This is a genomic window from Rhodococcus sp. NPDC078407 (assembly GCF_044542515.1).
Lineage (GTDB): Bacteria > Actinomycetota > Actinomycetes > Mycobacteriales > Mycobacteriaceae > Rhodococcoides.
The window spans coordinates 31,265-53,538 of record NZ_JBITUQ010000005.1 but is presented as its reverse complement, the minus strand read 5'-3'; the positions used below and the strand labels follow the sequence as shown (position 1 = coordinate 53,538).

Sequence of the window (22,274 nt, the reverse complement as noted above, 5' to 3'; positions counted from 1 at the left end):
GCTACACCCCCACAGTTTGCTCCAACAGGACGGACCGAGATGGCTTCCCGTCCAAGGATAGGATGAGATCGGCGATGAACTGCACCAATTCGACATCGCGGACGCGCGCCGCTCCCACACCGCCACCTTCGACGCGGGGCAGCGGCAACTGCACCACCCCGGTGGTCGCACGGTACGTGGCGCTCGGGTACAGCCGCTTGAGCCTGATCTGCTTGGAATCGGGCAGGTCCATCGGAGCCAACTTCACCTGAGTTCCGGCGACGTTGACGTCGGTCAAACCGTATTCCTTGGCGATCAGGCGTAGCTTCGCGATGGAGACCAGGCGGCCGACTTCCTCGGGGAGCGGGCCGTAGCGGTCGACGAGTTCGTCGATGACGGCGTCGATCCCCGCGGAATCGACTGCAGCAGCCAGCTTCCGGTAACCCTCCAGCCGAAGGCGGTCGCTGGTGACGTAGTCCGGTGGGATGTTGGCGTCGACGGGAAGGTCGATGCGTACTTCCTTCGGAGCCTCGTCGGTGGTGATGGGCTTGCCGTCCGCAGCGGCGCGGTAGGCCTCGACCGCCTCCCCGACGAGCCGCACGTACAGGTCGAATCCGACGCCTGCGACGTGGCCGGACTGCTCTGCGCCCAGAACGTTTCCGGCACCGCGGATTTCGAGGTCCTTCATCGCCACGGCCATACCGGCACCCAGGTCGGAGTTCTGCGAGATGGTCGCCAACCGGTCGTAGGCGGTCTCGGTGAGCGGCTTCTCGGGCGGGTACAGGAAGTAGGCGTACCCGCGCTCCCGGCTGCGGCCCACTCGGCCACGGAGCTGGTGCAACTGCGACAGGCCGAGCGAATCGGACCGCTCGACGATGAGTGTGTTGGCGTTGGAGATGTCGAGGCCGGTCTCGATGATGGTGGTGCACACCAGCACGTCGGTCTCACGTTGCCAGAAACCCTGCACCGTGCGTTCGAGGGTTTCCTCGTTCATCTGACCGTGCGCCGTTGCCACCCGCGCCTCCGGGACCAGATCGCGAATCTTCTTGGCGGCCTTGTCGATCGAGCTCACTCGGTTGTGCACGAAGAACACCTGGCCGTCGCGCAACAGCTCACGCCGGATTGCCGCGGCGACCTGCTTGTCATTGTACGCGCCCACGTAGGTGAGCACGGGGTGCCGCTCCTCGGGCGGGGTGAGGATGGTCGACATCTCCCGGATTCCGGCCAGGCTCATCTCCAGCGTTCGCGGAATCGGGGTGGCGGACATCGTCAGCACGTCGACGTGAGTTCGGAGCGACTTGATGTGTTCCTTGTGCTCGACGCCGAAGCGCTGCTCCTCGTCGACGATGACCAGGCCGAGGTCCTTCCAGGCGACGCCGGTCTGCAGCAAACGGTGCGTACCGACGACGATGTCGACCGTGCCATCGGCGAGACCGGCCATCACCTCTTTGGAATCGGAGCCGTGGGTGAAGCGGGAGAGGCCCTTCACCGTCACCGGGAACGACGCCATCCGCGCGGTGAACGTCTGCAGATGCTGTTGCGCCAGAAGGGTCGTCGGTACCAGCACGGCAACCTGCTTGCCGTCCTGCACCGCTTTGAACGCAGCGCGGACCGCGATCTCGGTCTTGCCGTACCCGACGTCGCCGAGGATGACGCGGTCCATCGGGACCGCCTTCTCCATGTCGGCCTTGACGTCGGTGATGGCAGTCATCTGGTCGACTGTCTCGGTGAATCCGAAGGCATCTTCCATCTCGAGCTGCCATGGAGTGTCGGGTCCGAACGCGTGCCCGGGAGCCGCTTGTCGAGCGGCGTACAGCTGAACGAGTTCTCCGGCGATCTCGCGAACTGCCTTGCGCGCCTTGCGTTTGGTGTTGGCCCAGTCGGATCCGCCGAGCTTGCTCAGTGCCGGCAACTCACCACCGACGTAACGCGAGAGCTGATCGAGTGAATCCATCGGGACGAAGAGTCGGTCTCCGGGGTGACCCCGCTTGCTGGGTGCGTACTCGACGACGAGGTATTCACGTCGGGCACCACCGATGGTGCGCTCGACCATCTCGACGAAGCGGCCGATGCCGTGCTGATCGTGTACGACGCTGTCGCCGGCGACAAGTGCGAGCGGATCTACTTGATTGCGACGCTTCGCCGGGAGCTTGCGGCCCTCCCCCGCCGCGGCCACCCGGTTGCCCGTGAGATCGCTTTCGGTGACGACGACGAGCTTGGCGTCGGGGAACACGAGGCCGTCGTGCAGCGATCCGCAGAGCACGTTGACTACGTCCGGTACCGGTACGGCGCCGGAATCGAGGTGCGCTGCAGGCACTTCGGCCTCGGCGAGACGCTCGATGATGCGGGTGGCGGTACCTGCGCCCGCAACGGAGATGACTGCGCGGCCACCGGTGGCGATGTGCGCCCGCAACGTGGCGAAGAGAGCCGTCAGCGCCTCCTCGGACCCGCGAACCTCGGGCACCGAATCGACCGCGAGCTCGACTTCCTCGCCGTTGCCGGACGCCAACGGGCTGATGGTCCACCACGGCCGACCGTGCACCTGCGCAGATTCGCGAACCTGCCGCAGCGAACGGTACGCCGAAGCACCCAGATCGAGAGAGGCACCTTCCAGGCTGGAGGTATCGAGGGTGGAGGTATCGAGCGGCGCGGCTCCGCCGATCGAGGCTGCCGTCCAGGAGGCTTCGAGGAACTCCTGGCCTGTGCGCACCAGATCTGTTGCACGCGTGCGGATTCGCTCGGGGTCGCAGAGCAGAACGTGTGTTCCCGCCGGGAGGGTATCGGCGAGCAATTGCAACTCACCCGGCTGCAGCAGCGGCAGCAACGCCTCCATGCCTTCCACCGGAACGCCGGCCGACAGCTTGTCCAGCATCTCGACCAACGCGGTGTCGCCGGCGTTGTCGGCTGCGAGAACCGCAGCACGGTCGCGGACCTCCTGGGTGAGCAGCAGTTCGCGGCACGGAGGAGCAATGACGAGATCGACTTCGTGATCGGGCAGGGATCGCTGGTCGGAGACGGCAAACGCACGGAGTTCGGTGATCTCGTCGCCCCAGAATTCCACGCGCACCGGGTGGTCTGCCGTCGGCGAGAAGAGGTCGAGGATGCCGCCGCGGACGGCGAACTCGCCGCGCTTGCCCACCATGTCCACACGGAGGTAGCCGAACTCGACGAGTCGGTGGATCAGGCCGTCGAAGTCGATGTCCAGACCGACCTTCAAGGTCACGGGCTCGATCTCGCCGAGACCGGGTGCCATGGGCTGCACAAGCGAGCGGACCGTGGTGACGATGACGCGCAGCGGATCGCCGTAATCGGCGTCGCCCGGGCGCGCGAGCCGGCGGAGCACGTCGAGTCGCTTGCCGACCGTGTCGGCACTCGGCGAGAGTCGCTCGTGCGGCAGCGTCTCCCACGACGGGAACATCACGACGCCACCGCCGAGGATCTGACGGAGTTCGTCGGTGAGATCGTCCGCTTCACGCCCGGTGGCGGTGACGATCAACAGCTGAGTGTGCTGCGCGATGGCAGCCGCGACGAACGGGCGAACCGAGTGCGGACCGATGAGGGTGTGCTCGGCGGTTCCGATCGCGTCGGCGACGGCCATCATGGCCGAATCGGTCAGCGCGACGCTGGCCAGACCCGAGAGTTGCAGCGCCGCGTCGGGAACGATCGGGGCCGGCCCGGATGGAGAGATGGCAGGCAGAGAATCGGAAGACAACAGCAATGCTCCTACAAGCGAGTCGAGGCGACGGCTGCGCATGCACAGTCATAAGCGAGTCTATGGGAGCAAGGCGAGCGGGAGACGGGCAGGCTCAGCCCATAGCCGCGTCGAGCATCGTCGTGAGTGACTCACCAGCAGCAGCCGAGTCGTACTCCGAGTCGTGCAGACGTTCGGTGACGATCGCGTCGATCGCGCCGCCGGTGATGATGGCAAGCGTTCGTGAATCGACGCCGTCCGTCCCGCGTGCACGGACGGACGCGTCGATGAGGTCGGCCAGTGGACGCCACCGCTGCTCCGGGGTGTGCTCGGGCGCGATGTTTCCCAGCCTCTCGATCAGCATCCGCGTGTGGCCGCGATGAGCACGGAGGTGTCCGAGCATCGCGCGTACATACGCCTGGGGTCGTTCCTGGACATCGACTGCCTCGACGGCCACCGCCACGTCTTCGACGAGCGCATCGAGGACGAATCGATACGCCGCTTCCACCACCGCGTCCTTGGTCCGAAAGTGGTACAGCACAGCCGCTTTGGTGATGCCGGCATTGTCTGCGATGCGAGCGAGCGAGACCTTTGCGTAGCCGTGCCGGGCTACCGCATCGATCGTGACGTCGATCAGCTGCGCACGTCGAGTCCGCTCGATGAAGCTCGGTTCCTTCGTTGCCACGAACGCCAGCCTACCGTACGGTTGATTTACTTACCGATCGGTTAGGAGCCTGGGGATGAACGACCGAACAACCGACAAACGGCGTCGATACTCGAAGATCGCCGCTGGGGCGTTGACCGTCGGCGCGCTGGTCCTCGCGTTCGCACTGCGCTCGCCGTCGCCGGTCGGCCACTGGAACAGCGCGGCGAGCGAGGACCGTTTTCTCGCCGCCTACAACCGCGCGTTCGAGGATCTGCCGGATCCGGCGGAGACACTCGACATCAGAACCGACTACGGCGTCGTCCGCGTCTATCGGTTCGACGGCACCGGAACGTCCGCGCACCCGTTGCTGCTGCTTCCCGGCCGTTCCTCTGCAACTCCGGTCTGGGCCGCCAACCTCCCCGGCTTGTTGACGATCGGCGACGTCTACACCGTCGACCTGCTCGGCGAGCCGGGACGCAGCATCCAGGAACGGCCGATCACCAGCGACGAGGACCACGCCGCGTGGCTCGATCAGACACTCGACGCTCTGCCGACCGACAAAGTCCATCTCGTCGGACTGTCGATCGGTGGGTGGACCGCAACGAACCTGGCGCTGCACGACAGCACGCATCTCGCCACACTCACGCTGATCGACCCGGCCCGGACGTTCGCCGACATTCCGTGGGGCACCGCGATTCGGGCCCTCCCTGCCGCCCTCCCATGGCTGCCCAAGTCGTGGCGAGACAGTTTCAACTTCTACACGGCAGGTGGCGCGGCGGTGCAGGACGTGCCCGTCGCAAACATGATCGAGGCCGGGATGCAGGGGTACTCGCTGAAACTGCCGCAGCCGACGCGAATCACCGAGGACCGGCTCGCGACGCTCGACGTCCCGGTGCTGGCCGTGATCGCGGGCAGGTCGGTGATGCACGACGCAGCAGCTGCCGTCGCCACCGCGGAAAGAACTGTTCCAGACGGGACCGTACGGCTCTATCCCGATGCCTCACATGCGATCAACGGCGAGTACCCGGATCGACTTCGGGACGACATTGCGGACTTCGTTGCGAAGAACTCGTGATCTACGGTCCGAAACGAATGACGCGACGCGCAGCGAATTCGCGGAAGTAGTCCAATTTGTTGGTAGGCACCAGGGCCGGCAGCAGGTAGTACCAGAGGCGCTCCATGCGCGAGGGCAGTTCCTCGGTGGTGGAGGTGGCGACCGCGACCATGTGCACGCCGGTGAGGATTTCGAGTACGAGGGATCCGATGGTCTTCGAGTCGGAGTTGGGGTCGATATCGCCCTGCGCGATGGCTTTGGCGGCGAGTCGATCGAACGATTCGCTCCACCCGGCCATGACGTTGCCCTCGGTGCCGCGGTAATCGCCGATCTGATGGCTCAAGCGGAGCATCGCCGAGACCATGGGATCGCTGACCGAGAGGTCGACAACGATGTAGGAAATACCGATCGCCGCCTCGAGTGCGGGAATTCGGCCGTCGTTGAACTGTGAGCAGGCAGTGGTCAAGCGTGCGTTGCCCTCGTCGATGACCGCACGTGCCAGTTCTTCCTTGGAACCGAAATGGAAGTACAACGCACCTTTGGTGACCTGGGATTGAGAAATGATCTCGCTGAGGCTCGCGTTCGCGTACCCGAGGCGCAGAAAAACATTCGCTGCGCCCGCGAGCACGGTGTCGCGAGTTATTTCAGCGCGCGCCTGCCTGACCATGGGATCCGCCTTCGCAATTCTGTACTGCCACCGCGCAAATTACGCCCGAACGGTACCACTGAGTGGCTTTACGTCTCCTGCCAACATGCATCGGTCCGGTTGAGTACCACGCCCCGAGTGACGGAGCTCTCATGGCCGACAAAGTGGACGATACTCCCTCTTTCGTCCCGAAGAGACCGAACGCTGTACTCATTCCTCGGTCAGTCGGGGGTCCGCTTCCAGATTCGTCAACCCGTTCCAGCACAGGTTGACCACATGTGCCGCCACCACTTCTTTCGACGGCGTGCGCACGTCCAGCCACCACTGCGCCGTCATCGACACCATTCCCACCAGAGCCTGGGCGTACATCGGGGCGAACTCGGGATCGAGACCACGGCGCGAGAAGTCTCCTGCCAGCATGTGGCCGACGCGTCCGATGGCCTCGTTGAGCAGTGACGAGTACTTGCCGTCCTCGGCAGAGGCCGGTGAGTCTCGAACGAGGATGCGGAAGCCATCGGTCCGGTCCTCGATGTAGGTCAGCAGAGCGAGTGCGACACGTTCGACGCGAATGCGCGACCGATTGAGATCGAGTGATTTGGTGATCATTCCCAACAGCGTCGACATCTCCCGGTCGACGATGACCGCGTAGAGGCCTTCTTTTCCGCCGAAATGCTCGTAGACGACCGGTTTGGACACGTTGGCGCGTCCGGCGATCTCCTCGACCGACGCGGCCTCGTAACCACGTTCGGCGAAGAGTGTCCGCCCCACCTCGATCAACTGCTCACGCCGCTGGGTCCCGGTCATCCGAACCCGGGGTGTGCGTTCTGGCTCCGAGACTGCGCCTGACATGGACACCGCTTCCGTTACCGACCGTGCACGTACGAACGCCGACATCGGCGTCGACCTCACCCTAGCGATGGCCGTTTCATCCGGTTCCCGTGGCGGGAGCGGGTCCGGCGGAAACGACCGAGATGGTCTGTTATATGTCGCGGTTCGACTCACCACCACCTCTCATGCGAGGATCGTTGCGCTCAGTGGGAGCGCAGCGGCTAACGAAGGCGTCGTTCGATTCGTCGGCCACTGTCGTCACTGCTGGTCGATTATCCGCCGTGGTGTAATGGCAGCACCTCTGATTTTGGTTCAGATAGTTCAGGTTCGAGTCCTGGCGGCGGAGCGAGCAACACCATTCGTGCATAACCGTTTCGCGTCATCGCCCCGAGGAGCTCAATGCCTGTGCAGACCGCCGTGGTCGTTCTCGCTGCGGGTGCAGGTACCCGAATGCGGTCCAAGACTCCGAAGGTTCTGCACCCTCTGGCCGGTCGCACGATGCTGGCCCATGCGTTGCACGCCGCCGCCGATCTGGGCCCCGACCACCTGGTGACCGTCGTCGGACACGATCGTGAACGAGTGTCCTCCGCCGTGCACGATCTCGCTGCCACCCTCGGCCGCACCATCCATACCGCCGTTCAGGATCGGCAGTTGGGTACCGGACATGCGGTGCAGTGCGGATTGGCTGCGCTTCCGGACGACTTCGAGGGCACCATCCTCGTCACCGCGGCCGACGTCCCACTGCTCGACGGACACACCCTCAAGGCACTGCTCGACGAGCACCTCAGTGCTCCCCGTCCTGCGGCGGCGACGGTACTGACCTTCCTTCCCGCGGACGCCAACGGATACGGCCGCATCGTGCGCACCGACGACGGCGAAGTGGCCGAAATCGTCGAACACGCAGACGCAACCCCCGAGCAGGTCCTGATCGGCGAGGTCAACTCCGGCGTCTACGCGTTCGACGCCGTCGCACTACGCACGGCACTGGGCAAGCTCAGCACTGCCAATGCCCAACACGAGCTGTACCTGACGGACGTGGTCAAGATCAGCAAGGCCGACGGCCGAGCCGTGTACGGCACCCAGCTCGCCGATCCAGATCTGGTGGTGGGGGTCAACGATCGCGTTCAGCTGGCGCACGTCACGTCCGTGCTCAATCGCCACATCATCGAGCGGCACATGCGTGCAGGCGTCACTGTCGTGGACCCGGCGACCACTTGGATCGACATCGACGTCACCCTCGGCGCAGACGTACGCATCGAACCCGGCGTTCAGCTCCACGGCAAGACACACGTTGCCGACGACGCGGTCGTCGGACCCGACTCGACCCTGCGTGACGTCGAGATCGGCGAACGCGCGTCGGTGGTCCGCACTCACGCCGAGCAGACCGTCATCGGACCCGATGCGACGGTCGGGCCGTTCACCTATCTGCGTCCCGGCACCGTCCTGGGCACCGGCGGCAAGCTCGGTGCCTACGTCGAGACGAAGAACGCCACGATCGGCAACTACACCAAGGTTCCGCACCTCACGTACGTCGGCGATGCCACGATCGGCGAATACAGCAACATCGGTTGCTCCAACGTCTTCGCCAACTACGACGGCGTCAACAAGAGCCGCACGGAAATCGGGTCCCATGTGCGGACCGGTTCCGACTCGACGTTCGTCGCTCCCGTTCACGTGGGCGACGGCGCTTACACCGGTGCAGGAACAGTGGTTCGGGACGATGTTCCTCCCGGCGCACTGGCCGTCTCCGGTGGTAAGCAACGCAATATCGAAGGCTGGGTCATCGACAACAGGCCCGGAACCGAAGCTGCGCAGGCAGCGGCGCTCGCAGATCGTGATCAGCACGAACAAAAGGACGGCGAACAGTAGTGAGCACCCCCAATTGGATCGACAACCAGAAGAACTTGATGTTGTTCTCTGGTCGAGCACATCCGGAGTTGGCCGAGCAGGTCGCCAAGGAGCTCGGAATCGAGATCACCCCGCAGACGGCACGTGACTTCGCCAACGGCGAGATCTTCGTGCGCTTCGAGGAGTCGGTCCGCGGATCGGACGCATTCGTGCTGCAGTCGCACCCGTTCCCGCTCAACACCTGGCTGATGGAACAGCTCATCATGATCGACGCCCTCAAGCGTGGATCAGCCAAGCGCATCACCGCAATCCTCCCGTTCTACCCGTACGCCCGCCAGGACAAGAAGCACCGCGGCCGCGAGCCCATCTCCGCGCGCCTCGTCGCCGATCTGCTCAAGACCGCAGGTGCCGACCGCATCATCACCGTCGACCTGCACACCGATCAGATTCAGGGCTTCTTCGACGGCCCCGTCGATCACATGCACGCGCACAGCCAGCTCGCCGATCACATCCGCGGCAAGTACAGCCTCGAACACATCACCGTCGTCTCCCCCGACTCCGGCCGCGTCCGCGTCGCCGAGAAGTGGGCGGACTCTTTCGGCGGCGCACCGCTGGCCTTCATCCACAAGACGCGTGATCCCTTGGTGCCGAACCAGGTCAAGTCCAACCGCGTTGTCGGCGAGGTCGAGGGCCGCACCTGCATCCTCATCGACGACATGATCGACACCGGTGGCACCATCGCGGGAGCGGTGAAGGTCCTCAAGGAAGCCGGAGCGGGCGACGTCGTCATCGCCGCCACTCACGGTGTTCTGTCCGACCCGGCTGCCGAGCGCCTCGCCAACTGCGGTGCCAAGGAAGTCGTCGTGACCAACACCCTGCCCATCAGCGACGAGAAGCGCTTCGACACGCTCACCGAACTCTCGATCGCACCCCTGCTGGCTCGCACCATCCGCGAGGTCTTCGAAAACGGCTCCGTCACAAGCTTGTTCAACGGCAGCGCGTAGTACCTCTGGGTCATTCCGCAGCCTGCGCTCCCGACCCACAAGTCTGTTTTGCTCGATACGAAGCCCGCTCCACCCGCTCCCCACCCGCACTGCATGAACTACGTCACGTCCGTGGCCGGAATATGCAGCTCGCGAGACGGGGGTGTGTGGGGCGGGTTTCGTTGTCACCTAAGATGACTCGTCGTGATCGACGCGCACTCTCTCAACGGCCCGGCTGGAACTACTACCGTCAGAATTGCTCGATGGACGCCGGGCGGGTGCGTCTGGTGCGGTAGCACCGACAGTGTCGAAACCTTCCGCAACGAGCCCCGCTGTGGCCTGTGCCGCGAGAAGGAAGCCGTCATCGACGACGCCAAGCACTTCATCGGTATGTACGGTCTGCGGCCTCTGGGCGGCACCCTCGCATCCGAGGACGAGGAAGAGCGCGAGTACCGCGTCACCGCTCGCGATGCCCGCGAGGTACTCAACCGCATTCGCCTCGAGAAGCTCCCCGATCCGGCCGCTGTGCGCAAGGCGTTGCGTCCCAGGGCCGCTGCCGCGGTGAACGCGCCGGCCTCACCGTCGTCGACCTCCGCCCCGGCGAAGGCACCGACGAAGAAGTCGCAGGCCGGTGTCACCGGAATCGACGCGATCGAATTGCAGTCCCGCGTGGAGAAGCTGCTGACTCAGCTCACCGCCGTGGACGAACAGATCACTGCGCTCGACGGTGCGCAGGGCCTACCGGCACGCGCACGCATGAAGGATCTGGAACGTCAGCGGACCACCGTGCTGACGACGTTGGCCGCGCTCGAGAAGGCTCGTCGCCGCACCAACTGATCCACGTAGTCTGATCGAGTGCTGCGCAAGCGTTCGATGTCACGACTGGTGCTCGATGTCGCCTATGCGGTCGTCTTCGTTCTGCTGCTGCTCGCGTCCACCCTGAACGGAGTAGCCGGTCCCGCGGGTGTGGGTGTTCTGGTCGGGTTCGGCGTTGCCTTGGCCATCCGGCGCCGTTCACCACGATGGTCCTTGGCGCTCGCCTGGGTGCTGGCCGTCTTACAGATGGTCGGCGGGGTGCTCCCCCTGTCGGCCGATACCGCGATCTTCGCGATTCTGTACTGCTCGGCTGCCTACGGCGACAATGTGGTTCGACGCCTCGGCTTGTTGTCTGCCGTCGTCGGCGGGGTGATTGCGGCGCTGTACCTGGCCTACGTGAACGGCAACCCTTTCGGAGAGCCGACCGAAGAAGGATTCCAGGAACCACGCCTGGCACAGTTCGCCCTACTCCTCGCCGGCCTCTGGGCCATGCTCGGACTGTCCTGGGCGCTCGGCCGTCTCGCCTACGCGCGCCGCTCGGCCATCGAGTCGGCCCATGCGCGCGAGCTCGCCGAGGTGCATCAGGCGCGAGCCGAGCAGGAAGTGGCAATCGAGCAGGAGCGCAACCGAATTGCCCGGGACATGCACGACATCGTGGCGCATTCCCTCGCCGTGGTGATCGCTCAGGCCGACGGGGCGCGCTACGTGCGTGCCGTGGACCCAGCCGCCGTGGACACCGCACTGACGACGATCTCCGACACTGCCCGCGAGGCGCTCTCCGACGTTCGAGTGCTGTTGGGGCAACTTCGCCACAGCCAAGGCGATCTACCGACCCCCGGCCCGGGTGATCTCGAGCGCCTGTTCGACCAGATGCGCGCCGCCGGCCTGAGCATCGATTCCTCGATCGGCACCGGTGAGATGTCGTTGGGTGCCGGAGCGTATTTGGCGCTGTATCGCATCGCGCAGGAGTCGTTGACCAACGCGCTGCGCCATGGCAATCCGAACGAGCCGGTAACCGTCGCCATCTCGTCGGATGCTGCCGGCGTCGAACTGACTGTACGCAACAGCGTGGTCCCCGGACCTCCCGCTGCGGAATCTTCCGGTCACGGAGTGGCCGGCATGAAGGAACGCGCCGGTCTCTCCGGCGGCACGTGCACCACAACCAGCGACGGCTCCTCGTGGACCGTATCGGCGTGGTTGCCTGCCACCACCCCCTCGACGAAGGGCACCACGTGAACTCCGATCGCATCACAGTTGCGCTGGTGGACGATCAGCAGCTGTTCCGAGCGGGCATTCGCATGCTCATCTCCTCGCAGACCGATCTGGAATTCGTCGGGGAGGCGGGTAACGGACGAGAAGCCGTCGACCTCGCCGCGTCGGCTACTCCCGACGTGATGCTCATGGACATCCGAATGCCGGTGCTCGACGGTATCGCCGCGACCGAGCAAATTGTGGCGGCCTCCGAGAATCCTCCGCGCATTCTGGTACTGACGACGTTCGACCTGGACGAGAGCGCTGCTCGGGCCATTCGTTCCGGTGCAAGCGGATTCGTGCTCAAGGACGCCGACCCGGAATTCCTGCTCGCCGCGATTCGCACGGTTCATGCCGGCAACTCGGTGATCGCCGCATCCGCGACGACCGGTCTGCTCGCGCATTTCACTCCGACGCCCCCAGTTCGGACGGTCCCGGCAGCCTTCGAAACCCTCACTGCGCGGGAGAAGGAGCTGTTCCGGCTCACCGCCCGCGGGCTGAGCAACTCCGAGATCGCCGAGCTGGAGTTTCTGAGCGAGGCCACGGTGAAAACACACATCAGCCGCATCTTCGCCAAGCTGCACCTGCGTGATCGGGTGCAGCTGGTGGTCTACGCCTTCGAGCATGGGCTCACTGGAGACTGACGCCGAAGTCATCCTGCAGATGTACGAGGCGAAGACTCGCGCCTGACTACTTCGACTCGGCAGGTTCATAGCGTTGTGGGCATGACGACAACAGTTCCCCTGGTTGCCAGGGCACACCAGGTCAGCAAGCATTTCGGCGACTCGTCCAATCCGGTGAGCGCGCTCGACAACGTATCCCTCGACATTCACGGCGGCCAATTCACCGCCATCATGGGCCCGTCCGGTTCCGGCAAATCGACGCTCATGCACGTGATGGCGGGATTGGACAGCGCCAGCTCGGGCCACCTGATGCTGGCCGGTGCAGACATCACCTCGGCGAACGACGACGCTCTGACGACGTTGCGGCGCAAGCAGGTCGGCTTCATCTTCCAGTCCTTCAATCTTGTTCCCACCCTCGATGTTCGTGGCAACATCCTGTTGCCCTTCGAGCTCGACGGCCGCGCACCCAGCGAGCAGGAGTCGGCCTGGATCGATCAGCTGATCGACACCCTCGGACTGCGTGGCCGGGTGAATCACCGTCCACATCAGCTGTCGGGCGGGCAGCAGCAGCGAGTCGCCATCGCCCGAGCGTTGGGCACCCGGCCGCACCTCATCTTCGCCGACGAGCCCACCGGAAACCTCGATTCCCGCTCCGGCCGTGAGGTTCTCGGGCTCCTCGCCGCAGCGGTGCGCGAGTACGGTCAGTCGATCGTCATGGTCACCCACGATCCCATCGCAGCCGGGTACGCCGATCGCATCGTCTTCCTCGCCGACGGCCGCATCGTGAACGAACTGGGGCGTTCGAGCCCGGAGCAGATTTCGAGCTACATGCTGGGAATGGAAGGTGCAGTCCGATGAGTGCATTGACTTCTGCACAGGCATCGAAAGAGCACGGTGCCAGCGTCCTGGTGACGTCGCTCGCGTCGTTCTTCGGTGTCGTATTGATTCAAGCCACGGCGTTTCTCGTCGACATCTTCGACGACGGCACCGACAGTGCGGCAATGACCTCGCTGTACGCAGTTGCGCTGGTGTTCATCGGCGTCTCGTTGTACGTGGCGGCGGTGGTCACCTCGAACACGTTCGCGACAATCGTCGCGGGACGCACCCGCACCATCGCCCTCCTGCGTCTGCTGGGTGCCCGCTCGCGTGACCTGCGTCGATCGGTGGCGCGTGAGGGCTTCGTCGTCGGATTGTTCGGTGGCGCAGTCGGTATGGTGCTCGGCATCGGCGCAAGTCACCTGGCCCGGGCCGTTGCGGTCTCGGCCGGTCAGTTGCCGGATGTGCAGTACACCGTCGTGCAGCCATTGGTGGTTCTGCCGGTGGTGATCGTGGTGCTGACTACGACCGTCGCGTCGTACGTGGGGTCTCGAAAGGTCCTCGATGTCACGCCCGTTCAGGCAACGGGAGGTGCCGTCGACACGGGAGTGGAGGCCCCGCGCTCGCGTCGTGTCCGCACCGCTCTCTCGATCGTGCTCGTCGCCGGCGGGGTGATTCTGCTCGGTCTCGGGGTCCTGATCGGGATGGTCGACCCCAGCGGCGTCATGGTGGCGTTCCTCGGCGGTGTCGCGTCGTTCACCGGAATAATGGTCGGGGCGTACCGCATTCTGCCCGCGACACTACGGCTTGTGGGGAAGATGTCGGGCCGCGGCCCCGCAGCACGGTTGGCCTCCGCCAACGCAATTCGCTACCCGGATCGTAGTACCCGCACCGCGGTGGGACTGCTGATCGGGGTGACGTTGGTGACCACATTCGCGGTCGCGATGTACAGCTACCGGACGATGCTCGTCAACGAATACGACGAAGCCACCGTCGGCCAGGTCCTCACCGTGACGGTAGGCATCATGACCGGACTGATCGGCTTCTCGGCCGTCATCGCGGCGGTCGGCATGGCGAACAACCTGCTGCTGAGCATTCTGCAGCGCACCCGGGAGATCGGCCTGCTGCGCGCACTCGGATTCACACGCAAGCAGATTCGGTCCATGATCGTGTCCGAAAGCACTCAGATGGTCGTCGCGTCGATGGGCTTCGGACTGGTCCTCGGCATCGGATACGGTTGGGCTGCAGCACAATCGCTGCTGGGCTCACTCGATACCCGCGGGCTCACCGCCCCTACCCTCCCGTGGGCCGTCATCGCCGGAACAGTGCTGTGCGGTGGACTCCTCGCCCTCGGTGCCTCGTTGGCCCCGGCGCGACGTGCGAATCGAATTTCGCCGGTACTCGCGTTGGCAGACGCCTGATCCCGAGGCTTGGCGCGGGCAGGTGTGCACGCTACCGACGCCGATCGACGGGATCCCGTCGATCGGCGGTCGTAGTGTGCAACGGTGCACATTGTTTCCGGCCGGCCTGTGGATAACGCATCGACTTGTCCACAGTTACGAAATTGCCACTGTTGCGTGGGCGGAGCAACGGCAACGGTGTAGCGATGGGGGTATACACAGCGCAGCAATTGGTGGCGCAAGGAATCAGTACGAGCACGATTTCGAGGCGATCGCAGTCGGGTGAGCTCGTGCGCCTACTGCCGAAGGTCTACGCGACGGAGAAACCCGACTACTTCGGACTGTGCACCGGCGTGACTCTGTGGAAATCGCAGGCCGTACTGAGTCACGAAAGTGCAGCGTGGTTGTGGGGATTGATCGAGTACGAACCGCGTCTGGTCGACGTCACGGTGGCCCCGAACGTCCAGTCGAGGTCGGTGCCATGGGTTCGAGTTCATCGCCGACGCCTCGTGGAGGTCCAGCTTCACCGAGGCCTACGAGTCGTATCACTGGAACAGACCTTCGTCGACGTCGCGACCTCGTTGTCGACGCCCAATCTCGAGAAATTCTTCGACAACGCCATCGACCATCACCTGCCGTGGCGACGGGTCACCGAATTGTGCAGCACGTCGAAGGGAATGCACGGTAAGGCTGCTGTTCGCACACAGCTCCGAACATGTTGCCCGCGAACCCTATCCGAGCCGGAACGGGTGGTGGCACGCGCACTGGCAGCTCGTCACTTCGCGATGGAGATCAACGCACGCGTCGGCAAATTCTACGGCGACCTGGTCGACTACAGGGCCCAAGTCATCGTAGAAATCGACGGCCGAGAGTTCCACAGCGATCCCGCCACGTTCAACAACGATCGCAGACGGCAGAACGAGTTGGTACTCGATGGATGGTTGGTGCTCCGATATTCGGCAGCAACGGCGCTCGCGGACCTCGATCGCGTCGTGGATGAGATCATCACCGTGGTGCGGCGTCGCCGGAAGTCGATTGCGGCAACGGGCTCTCGGCTGCCGTGAATGACCAGCTGCGGCGGGCAGGGTTGCGCACTATCGACGCCGATCGACGGACACCCGTCGATCGGCGGTCGTTGCGTGCAGTGGTGCCCGCGCAGTGCGAGCTATCCGACCTTGCGGGCCAGGATGAGCGCGAAACGAGACTCCGCGTCGGACCACAGATGCTCGACGTCGAATCCCACTGCGGCCAGTTCTTCGGTGATTCCCTCCGGTCGGAATTTGGCGGAGATTTCGGTGCGCAGGTCTTCACCGGCGTCGAACTGGACGTGCAGATCGAGATCGGCGAGGTACACCTCCTGCGGCGACGTCGCCCGCAGCCGCATCTCGATCCACTCCTGCTCGGCGTTCCACAGGGCGACGTGCTCGAACGATTCGATATCGAAATTGCCACCCAGGCGAGAGTTGATCACTGCCAACACGTTTCGGTTGAACTGCGCTGTCACGCCGGCCGCGTCGTCGTACGCCGGTACCAGCACGTCCGGGTCGATCACGAGTCCGACGCCGAGCAGCAAGTGCTCACCGGTATCGAGGGCGGCGGCGATGGCTCCGAGAAATTCCCTGCGTTCCTCGGGGATCAAATTGCCGAGAGTTCCGCCGAGGAACGCAATCGTGCGTGCCTGATCGCTGGGGAGGTTGTGCAGCGTATCGGTGAAATCGCTGACGATGCCGCGCACCTCGAGGGCCGGGAACTCCTGTGTGATCTGCTCGATGGCACCCTCGAGCGCCGTGACGGATACATCTTGCGGCACATAGCTCTTCAGCGAACCGTACTTCACCCCGGCGGAGAGCAGGATCTTCGTCTTCTCCGACGAACCCGAGCCCAGCTCGATCAACATCGTCGATTCCGTTGCCTCGGCAATATCGAGAGCATGTTCTTCCAGGAGCGCCCGCTCGGTGCGAGTGGGGTAGTACTCCGGCAGCACGGTGATCTGCTCGAACAGCTCGCTGCCCAGCGCGTCGTAGAAGTACTTGGGCGAGAGCCACTTCGGAGTGGACGTCAATCCATCCCGCACGTCCTTGCGTAGTTCGTCCACCAGTGCCGTGTCTGCGAGGTGTACCTCGACCGTGCTCATGTGTGCTCCTGTTCGTCGAGATGGGAAACGGTGAATTCCGACGCCGTGGCGACGACCAGAGTTCGGTCGTCGATGGGCGTCCAGTCGGGGTCGTCATCGGTGGGTTCGGACGCGATCATGACCGAATCCTCGGTCTGAAGTACCGACAGCGAGTGATGCACTGCAGTGGCATACATGCTGGTGCCGTCCGAGAGCAGGAAGTTCAGCCGCGCCTTGGGCGAGGTAGCGAGAACCTCGCTCACGAGCGTTCGTAGTGCCGACTCCGGATCCAGCGTACGGAGCAGGTGCCGCAACACGATCCACAGCGCTGCCGCATCGGTCGGGGCCGGCAGCATCAGGGCGTCGACCGGCGACACCCTGGACCACAGATCGGCCACCGTGTCCGGCCAACCGAACACGACGCCGTTGTGACTGAACGCCCAGCGCTCGTCGGTGAACGGAGCGCAGGCACTGCGCTCGACCGGCATTCCCACGGTGGCCGATCGCACAGCCGCGATCACCGATGTCGACTTCGACTGCGGCAAAGCATCATCGACAGCGGGGTCGGTCCAGATGGGCATCGGGTTGCGGTAGCTGCGAACGGTCTGCTCGTCCCACCACGCAACCCCGAAGCCGTCGGCGTTGATGGTGCCCCCGCCGCGCATATCGGTGGGCGCGAACGATTGGTTTCGCAGCGAATTGGTCCCCCGAGTCAGCAGTGACCCGACCGAGGTGGACGATCCGAGATATCCCAGATGTCGGCACATTCAGTCGGACTCGACATCGCGAGCCAACCGGAATCCACTGAAGATCTGTCGGCGAATCGGATGGTCCCAGTTGCGGAACGTACCCCGACACGCCACCTCGTCCGTACCGAACGAGCCGCCGCGCAACACCTTGTAATCGCCGCGTAGGAAGACCTCGGAGTACTCGGCGTACGGAAATGCCTCGAAGCCCGGGTACGCCTCGAAGTCCGAGGACGTCCACTCCCAGACGTCTCCGATCAGCTGATGCACCCCGGCCGGGGACGCCCCTTGCGGATATGCACCGACATCTGCCGGTTCGAGGTGCCGCTGGTTCAGATTGGCGTGCGCTGCAGTGGGTTCGGTGTCGCCCCACGGATAGGCGCGGCTGGTACCGGTCTCGGCATCGACGCGCGCGGCCTTCTCCCACTCCGCCTCCGTCGGCAGACGCTTTCCCGCCCAGCGGGCGTAGGCGTCGGCCTCGAACCAGCACACGTGCACCACGGGTTGCTGCGGACGCACCGGTCGGCGAACCCCGAAGCTCCGACGCCACCACGTCCCGTCGGAGTCGCGTTCCCAGAATTGAGGGGCGGTGAGCTGGGCGTCGACGCGATGCGCCCACCCCTTCTCGGTCCACAACTCCGGACGCTCGTAACCACCGTCGGTGATGAAATCGATGAACTGCGCGTTGGTGATCGGGGCTCGGTCGATCGCGAATGTCGGCACGTGCACCGGATGGGCCGGCCTCTCGTTGTCCAGTGCCCACGGGTCCAGCGAGGTGCCCATCGAGAAAGATCCACCGGCAATGATGGCCTCACCCGAAATGTGCGCCGACGAGGTAGGAGGTGCGGGGGCCGCGAGAACGGCCGGTCCGGAGCGTAACTGGTGTGTCGCGAGCATCGTCTCGTCGTGTTGCTGCTCGTGCTGCGCGATCATGCCGAAAGCGAATCCGTGCTTCTCGACCGGCCTGCCCTCGAACGTACTGCGGTCCAGCACATCCCAGGCCTTATCGCGGACGGTCTGCACATAGACGCGCGCTTCCTCCGGGGTGAGCAACGGAAGTGAGGTGCGCGACGACCGGGTGTGTTTGAACGCGTCGTACAGCTCGTCGATGTCGGGACGCACCGGTTCACGACCCCCCACGTCGCGAACCAGCCAGAGTTCTTCCTGACTTCCGATGTGCGCGAGATCCCAGACCAACGGGCTCATCAACGGCGAATGCTGCGCCATCAGTTCGGTTTCGTCCACGCAGTCGGTGAGCGCTGCACTGCGGGCGCGACTGCGGGTGAGGACTGTTTCGATCTTGTTCCTGAGCTGTTCGGCGCTCACACCGATTCCTTTCGATTTCGAAAATCCGGGGACGCCGTATCGAACTCACTGGGGGGCTCACCGGCTCGACATCGGCGGGCACCTGCAGACAGGTAGTCGGCATACTCACCGCCGCACTCGGCTGCGAGGAGAAGCAATTCGACTGCCGCCGAGCGGAGATCACGGTCACCGAGCCCGAGTCGCGCCGCCTCGAGCCAGCGCCCGGCCGTCCCTGCCGCGATCTCGGTAGCGCGCGCCACCAACTCGGGTGTCGACAACAGCGCCTCGAACGCCGCCGCGGGAATGACCCACTGGCCCTCCGGTTGGGCGTCGAGATAACGGATCTCGAGGTGACCGCACGCCCGAACCCGAGGGAACAAGGTGGTCAGGTGATAGTCGAGATCGGCGTACGTAGGCGCACGGCCGACGAGGTCAGGATCGCCGAGCCACTGCGCGAACGTCGTGCCCGCCGGTGCTTCCCAATTCTCGGCGGAACCCTGAATGCAGAGTAGCGGAACGTCGAGAGCCCACCGTGCGTAGTCGGCAACCGGATCGCCGGTATCGGGATAGGTAGTTCTACTGGAATCGGTTCTGCTGGAGTCGAGTTCGAGCCACGTTCGCATTCTTTGCGACGCCCACACGCCCTCGGGGGCTCCCGCGAGCTCTGGAGATCGAGCGAAGGCCGCCACGAAGGCCGGGCCGATGGCGTGCAGCATTCGCCAGCGCGCAGCAACCTCGCCGCGATCACGACCGGCGTCGACGCTCACCTGAGCGGCAGCGGTGTTACACATCATCAATTTGCCGTAGGGCCCGATGGTGGTGAACCGGTTCTCCATCGCGCAGTATCTCGGCAGCAGGAGGAGACGTTCAGGATCTCGCGCAGTATCGGCAGGAACAGCGAGGATGCTGATGCCGGAGCCTTCGAGCATCCCACGCAGCGTCCGGGCATCGGAGTCGAGCACGGTTGCGAGATCGGAAACGGATGTACAAGGCGAACTGGACAATTCGACTTGACCGCCGGGTTCGACGGTGACGGCACTTCCGCCCGGCAACGTCAGGGCGGGTGAATCTGGAGAGATACTGCGCGGGGAGTGATCACCGAGCGCAGTGGCCAGCAAAGAGAGACTAGGACGCGATCCGTCGTCGAGGGCGGTGAGCCACTCGAGTTCGGCACCGATCAGCGCCGGTGGACCAAGCTTGAAACACACTTTCGACACGTACGCCTCGGCCGCTGGGCGCGTGCTCAGCTCGAGGGACTTCTCGTTGGACGACACTTTTCCTTCTTTCCGCACTCACCACGTTCTTCGCTACCGAACGTACCCAGCTGCGGGGATCGAAAACGCCGTGATCCCGCGTCGTATCGAGGCTACCGATTGTGCAACCCTGATGCCGAGAGTTCGTGACAGGAAGGACGACCGATGCTCGATCAGGACCGCATCCGCCGAGACACACCTGGGGCGTCGGGTCGAGTATTTCTCGACAGCGCCGGATCCTCGTTGCCGCCAACCGTCGTCCTCGACACTGCGATCGCGCACCTGCGCCGGGAAGCCGAAATCGGTGGCTACCGGGCCGCCCACGAGCGATCGGGCGACATCACCGCGGTGAAGACATCGATCGGAACATTGATCGGGGCTTCGGCGTCGAGCATCGCACTGAGCGATTCTGCGACCCGTGCCTGGACCGACTTCTTCTACTCGGTGCCGCTCTCCCCCGGAGATCGAATACTGCTGTGCGAAGCCGAATACGCCAGCAACGCGATCTGCGCCCTGCACCGCGCCGAGACCACCGGTGCGATTGTCGAGGTGATTCCGAGCGACGAGTCGGGCCGGATCGACGTCGATGCGCTCGAGCAGATGCTCGATGATCGAGTGAAGCTGGTCTCGGTGGTGCATGCACCCACCAACGGCGGTCTGATCAATCCGGCCCGAGCCGTTGCCGATCTCGCTCACCGCCACGGCGCTCTGGTGTTGCTCGACGCCTGCCAATCCGTCGGGCAGATGCGCGTGGACGTCGACGAACTCGGTGTCGACGCCCTCTCGGCCACCGGCCGAAAGTGGCTCCGCGGACCGCGCGGAACCGGATTCATGTACCTGCGTCCAGAATTGGCGTCGACGTTGCATCCGCCTGCTTTGGATCTGCACAGCGCTCAGTGGGTCGATCGAAATACTTACCGGATGGCCGACGACGCCACGCGCTTCGAGTTCTGGGAGTGTGACGTCGCGGCCCGGCTCGCACTCGGCGCTGCCGTCGACTACTTACTGGCGCTCGGTATCGACCGGGTCGAAGACGCCGTTGTCGAACGAGCCGAATACTTGCGCGCCGGGCTCGGAGATATCCCCGGCGTGACGGTGCAGGATCTCGGCGATCGCAGGAGCGGCATCGTCTCGTTCACCGTCGACGGCCGAGATCCCGTGGCCGTACGTGACCGACTCGCCGCCGAGAACGTGACGGTGACCGTCAGCCCCCGCAGTTCGACGCGAGTGGACATGACGGGCCGTGGACTCGACGCCGTCGTCCGGGCGTCTCCGCACTATTTCGTGACCTTCGCGGAGTTGGACACGATGCTCGCTGCGCTCGCACGTGCATGAAACTTCGTAGCAGGGGGCGAAGTTCTGCTCACATGGGTTCCGCAGAGGTAGAGAGCCACCCCTGCCCCCGAGACGACGAGTCCACCGATTCCGAGCCACGTGATCGCGTCGCCGAACATCAGGAATGCCCACAGCATGGTCGTCGGCGGGGTCAGGTAGAGCAGCACGCTGGCGCGAGTCGGTCCGTTGCGACGCACGACGAACAAGTACGCGCTGTATGCCCCGAACGTGGAGAGCACGACCGTCCAGGCGATTGCCGCCCCGAAGCCCGCGGTCGTCGGCGGTGCCGCGTCACCGGCCAGCACGCTCCACGTCATGAAACCGGCTGCGCTGACAGAACATTGGATGGCCATCGCCAGCGCGATCGGCTCCTTCGGTGCCAGTACCCGTTGGCCGATCGTGCCTATCGACAGCGCCAGCATCCCCGCGGCGGGGAGTAGGTAGACCGGCCACGCGAGATCGGCACCGGACATGTCTCCGACCACCACCAGCGAGACACCCGCAATCCCGACGACGAGTCCCAGCGTCTGCCGGCCGCCGATGCGTTCGCCGAAAAGCCTGCTCGACGCAATCGCGACCACCAGCGGCTGCAGTGCGGCGATCAACGCGGCGACTCCCGGTGGTACGCCCATCCCGATGCCGGTAATGGTGGCACCGAGGTAGAGGAACTGACAGAACAGGCCGATGACCGCGTGAATGCGGACCGCATGCCAGGTAGGCATCAGGTGCCGGTATCCGCACCAGACGATCAGCAGCACTGCAGCGGCAAGGTAGCGCCAGGCCAACAGGGTATGCGCGGGCGCTTCTGCGGTACCGAGTTCGCCTCCGATGAATCCCGAACTCCACAGCACCACCAGGGCCGTACCTGCGACGGCATCGACATTTGTCTTCATGGAGCGATGTAAACACACAGGTCTGTATACTCGCAGTGCACCTGCTTC

19 protein-coding genes and 1 tRNA gene are annotated in these 22,274 nt (G+C 64.5%); 11 read left to right on the top strand and 9 right to left on the bottom strand.

Annotated features, from left to right (window positions below; genetic code table 11):
* Position 1: 1 nt before the first annotated feature.
* Both mfd and ACIGGF_RS07535 read right to left on the bottom strand, forming a co-directional pair.
* Positions 2-3,580, bottom strand: coding sequence for a transcription-repair coupling factor (gene mfd / locus ACIGGF_RS07540; RefSeq protein WP_397520899.1), 3,579 nt, complete (start codon positions 3,578-3,580; stop codon positions 2-4).
* A 205-nt stretch (positions 3,581-3,785) separates the two neighbouring features.
* On the bottom strand, positions 3,786-4,355 hold the full coding sequence (locus ACIGGF_RS07535) for a TetR/AcrR family transcriptional regulator (protein WP_397520766.1): 570 nt from the start codon (positions 4,353-4,355) through the stop codon (positions 3,786-3,788).
* Positions 4,356-4,410: 55 nt separating this feature from the next.
* On the opposite strand from ACIGGF_RS07535, the gene ACIGGF_RS07530 reads away from it, so the two are divergent.
* Complete coding sequence (locus ACIGGF_RS07530; protein WP_397520765.1) at positions 4,411-5,391, top strand: alpha/beta fold hydrolase; 981 nt, start codon at positions 4,411-4,413, stop codon at positions 5,389-5,391.
* A gap of 1 nt (position 5,392) precedes the next feature.
* Here the strand turns inward: ACIGGF_RS07530 and ACIGGF_RS07525 are convergent, their stop codons facing one another.
* Together ACIGGF_RS07525 and ACIGGF_RS07520 are read right to left on the bottom strand one after the other, a co-directional pair.
* A complete protein-coding gene (locus ACIGGF_RS07525) occupies positions 5,393-6,037 on the bottom strand; it encodes a ScbR family autoregulator-binding transcription factor (protein ID WP_397520764.1) in 645 nt (214 codons plus the stop codon).
* A 189-nt stretch (positions 6,038-6,226) separates the two neighbouring features.
* Positions 6,227-6,865 carry a TetR/AcrR family transcriptional regulator gene (locus ACIGGF_RS07520; RefSeq protein WP_397520763.1) on the bottom strand — a complete coding sequence of 213 codons (639 nt, stop codon included), beginning with the start codon at positions 6,863-6,865 and terminating at the stop codon, positions 6,227-6,229.
* A gap of 254 nt (positions 6,866-7,119) precedes the next feature.
* Between ACIGGF_RS07520 and ACIGGF_RS07515 the strand changes: the two genes are divergently transcribed.
* From ACIGGF_RS07515 to ACIGGF_RS07475, 9 genes are all read left to right on the top strand, one after another.
* Positions 7,120-7,190, top strand: a tRNA-Gln gene (locus ACIGGF_RS07515).
* Between the two features lie 53 nt (positions 7,191-7,243).
* Positions 7,244-8,713, top strand: a complete 1,470-nt coding sequence (gene glmU / locus ACIGGF_RS07510; protein ID WP_397520762.1) for a bifunctional UDP-N-acetylglucosamine diphosphorylase/glucosamine-1-phosphate N-acetyltransferase GlmU — start codon at positions 7,244-7,246, stop codon at positions 8,711-8,713.
* A complete protein-coding gene (locus ACIGGF_RS07505) occupies positions 8,713-9,696 on the top strand; it encodes a ribose-phosphate diphosphokinase (RefSeq protein WP_222092415.1) in 984 nt (327 codons plus the stop codon). Before glmU ends, ACIGGF_RS07505 begins: the two co-directional genes overlap by 1 nt.
* Positions 9,697-9,879: 183 nt before the next feature.
* Positions 9,880-10,512, top strand: coding sequence for a hypothetical protein (locus ACIGGF_RS07500; protein WP_397520761.1), 633 nt, complete (start codon positions 9,880-9,882; stop codon positions 10,510-10,512).
* An 18-nt stretch (positions 10,513-10,530) separates the two neighbouring features.
* Positions 10,531-11,727, top strand: coding sequence for a sensor histidine kinase (locus tag ACIGGF_RS07495; RefSeq protein WP_397520760.1), 1,197 nt, complete (start codon positions 10,531-10,533; stop codon positions 11,725-11,727).
* A 62-nt stretch (positions 11,728-11,789) separates the two neighbouring features.
* The gene (locus ACIGGF_RS07490) at positions 11,790-12,386 is read left to right on the top strand and encodes a response regulator (RefSeq protein WP_397520898.1); all 597 of its coding nucleotides are present in this window, start codon (positions 11,790-11,792) and stop codon (positions 12,384-12,386) included.
* A gap of 81 nt (positions 12,387-12,467) precedes the next feature.
* Entirely contained in the window at positions 12,468-13,223 is a 756-nt protein-coding gene (locus ACIGGF_RS07485; protein ID WP_397520759.1) for an ABC transporter ATP-binding protein, read from the top strand.
* Positions 13,220-14,602 carry an FtsX-like permease family protein gene (locus ACIGGF_RS07480; RefSeq protein WP_397520758.1) on the top strand — a complete coding sequence of 461 codons (1,383 nt, stop codon included), beginning with the start codon at positions 13,220-13,222 and terminating at the stop codon, positions 14,600-14,602. The genes ACIGGF_RS07485 and ACIGGF_RS07480 overlap by 4 nt, the downstream gene beginning before the upstream one ends.
* Before the next feature lie 185 nt (positions 14,603-14,787).
* Positions 14,788-15,645: a DUF559 domain-containing protein gene (locus ACIGGF_RS07475; protein WP_397520757.1), complete on the top strand. Its 858-nt coding sequence runs from the start codon at positions 14,788-14,790 to the stop codon at positions 15,643-15,645.
* Positions 15,646-15,746: 101 nt separating this feature from the next.
* Here ACIGGF_RS07475 and egtD read toward each other — a convergent pair whose 3' ends face one another.
* Genes egtD through egtA form a run of 4 tightly spaced genes read right to left on the bottom strand, consistent with a single transcriptional unit; the run spans position 15,747 to position 20,019 of the window.
* Entirely contained in the window at positions 15,747-16,715 is a 969-nt protein-coding gene (egtD, locus tag ACIGGF_RS07470) for an L-histidine N(alpha)-methyltransferase (RefSeq protein ID WP_397520756.1), read from the bottom strand.
* On the bottom strand, positions 16,712-17,461 hold the full coding sequence (egtC, locus tag ACIGGF_RS07465) for an ergothioneine biosynthesis protein EgtC (RefSeq protein ID WP_397520755.1): 750 nt from the start codon (positions 17,459-17,461) through the stop codon (positions 16,712-16,714). The genes egtD and egtC overlap by 4 nt, the downstream gene beginning before the upstream one ends.
* A complete protein-coding gene (gene egtB / locus ACIGGF_RS07460) occupies positions 17,462-18,766 on the bottom strand; it encodes an ergothioneine biosynthesis protein EgtB (protein ID WP_397520754.1) in 1,305 nt (434 codons plus the stop codon).
* A complete protein-coding gene (egtA, locus tag ACIGGF_RS07455) occupies positions 18,763-20,019 on the bottom strand; it encodes an ergothioneine biosynthesis glutamate--cysteine ligase EgtA (protein WP_222092406.1) in 1,257 nt (418 codons plus the stop codon). Before egtA ends, egtB begins: the two co-directional genes overlap by 4 nt.
* A 144-nt stretch (positions 20,020-20,163) precedes the next feature.
* On the opposite strand from egtA, the gene ACIGGF_RS07450 reads away from it, so the two are divergent.
* Positions 20,164-21,333 carry an aminotransferase class V-fold PLP-dependent enzyme gene (locus ACIGGF_RS07450; RefSeq protein ID WP_397520753.1) on the top strand — a complete coding sequence of 390 codons (1,170 nt, stop codon included), beginning with the start codon at positions 20,164-20,166 and terminating at the stop codon, positions 21,331-21,333.
* Here ACIGGF_RS07450 and ACIGGF_RS07445 read toward each other — a convergent pair.
* Positions 21,276-22,226: a DMT family transporter gene (locus ACIGGF_RS07445; RefSeq protein WP_397520752.1), complete on the bottom strand. Its 951-nt coding sequence runs from the start codon at positions 22,224-22,226 to the stop codon at positions 21,276-21,278. The two genes, ACIGGF_RS07450 and ACIGGF_RS07445, sit on opposite strands and share 58 nt — an antisense overlap.
* Between the last annotated feature and the right edge of the window lie 48 nt (positions 22,227-22,274).

Bases quoted from the DNA above. Each gene is read 5' to 3' on its own strand.
- ACIGGF_RS07490 (WP_397520898.1), top strand. From the start codon at position 11,790: ATGCTCATCTCCTCGCAGACCGATCTGGAATTCGTCGGGGAGGCGGGT.
- mfd (WP_397520899.1), bottom strand. From the start codon at position 3,580: ATGATGGCCGTCGCCGACGCGATCGGAACCGCCGAGCACACCCTCATC.
- egtD (WP_397520756.1), bottom strand. From the start codon at position 16,715: ATGAGCACGGTCGAGGTACACCTCGCAGACACGGCACTGGTGGACGAA.
- ACIGGF_RS07485 (WP_397520759.1), top strand. From the start codon at position 12,468: ATGACGACAACAGTTCCCCTGGTTGCCAGGGCACACCAGGTCAGCAAG.
- ACIGGF_RS07480 (WP_397520758.1), top strand. From the start codon at position 13,220: ATGAGTGCATTGACTTCTGCACAGGCATCGAAAGAGCACGGTGCCAGC.
- ACIGGF_RS07520 (WP_397520763.1), bottom strand. From the start codon at position 6,865: ATGTCAGGCGCAGTCTCGGAGCCAGAACGCACACCCCGGGTTCGGATG.
- ACIGGF_RS07445 (WP_397520752.1), bottom strand. From the start codon at position 22,226: ATGAAGACAAATGTCGATGCCGTCGCAGGTACGGCCCTGGTGGTGCTG.
- ACIGGF_RS07475 (WP_397520757.1), top strand. From the start codon at position 14,788: ATGGGGGTATACACAGCGCAGCAATTGGTGGCGCAAGGAATCAGTACG.
- ACIGGF_RS07450 (WP_397520753.1), top strand. From the start codon at position 20,164: ATGCTCGATCAGGACCGCATCCGCCGAGACACACCTGGGGCGTCGGGT.
- glmU (WP_397520762.1), top strand. From the start codon at position 7,244: ATGCCTGTGCAGACCGCCGTGGTCGTTCTCGCTGCGGGTGCAGGTACC.
- ACIGGF_RS07525 (WP_397520764.1), bottom strand. From the start codon at position 6,037: ATGGTCAGGCAGGCGCGCGCTGAAATAACTCGCGACACCGTGCTCGCG.
- ACIGGF_RS07530 (WP_397520765.1), top strand. From the start codon at position 4,411: ATGAACGACCGAACAACCGACAAACGGCGTCGATACTCGAAGATCGCC.
- egtC (WP_397520755.1), bottom strand. From the start codon at position 17,461: ATGTGCCGACATCTGGGATATCTCGGATCGTCCACCTCGGTCGGGTCA.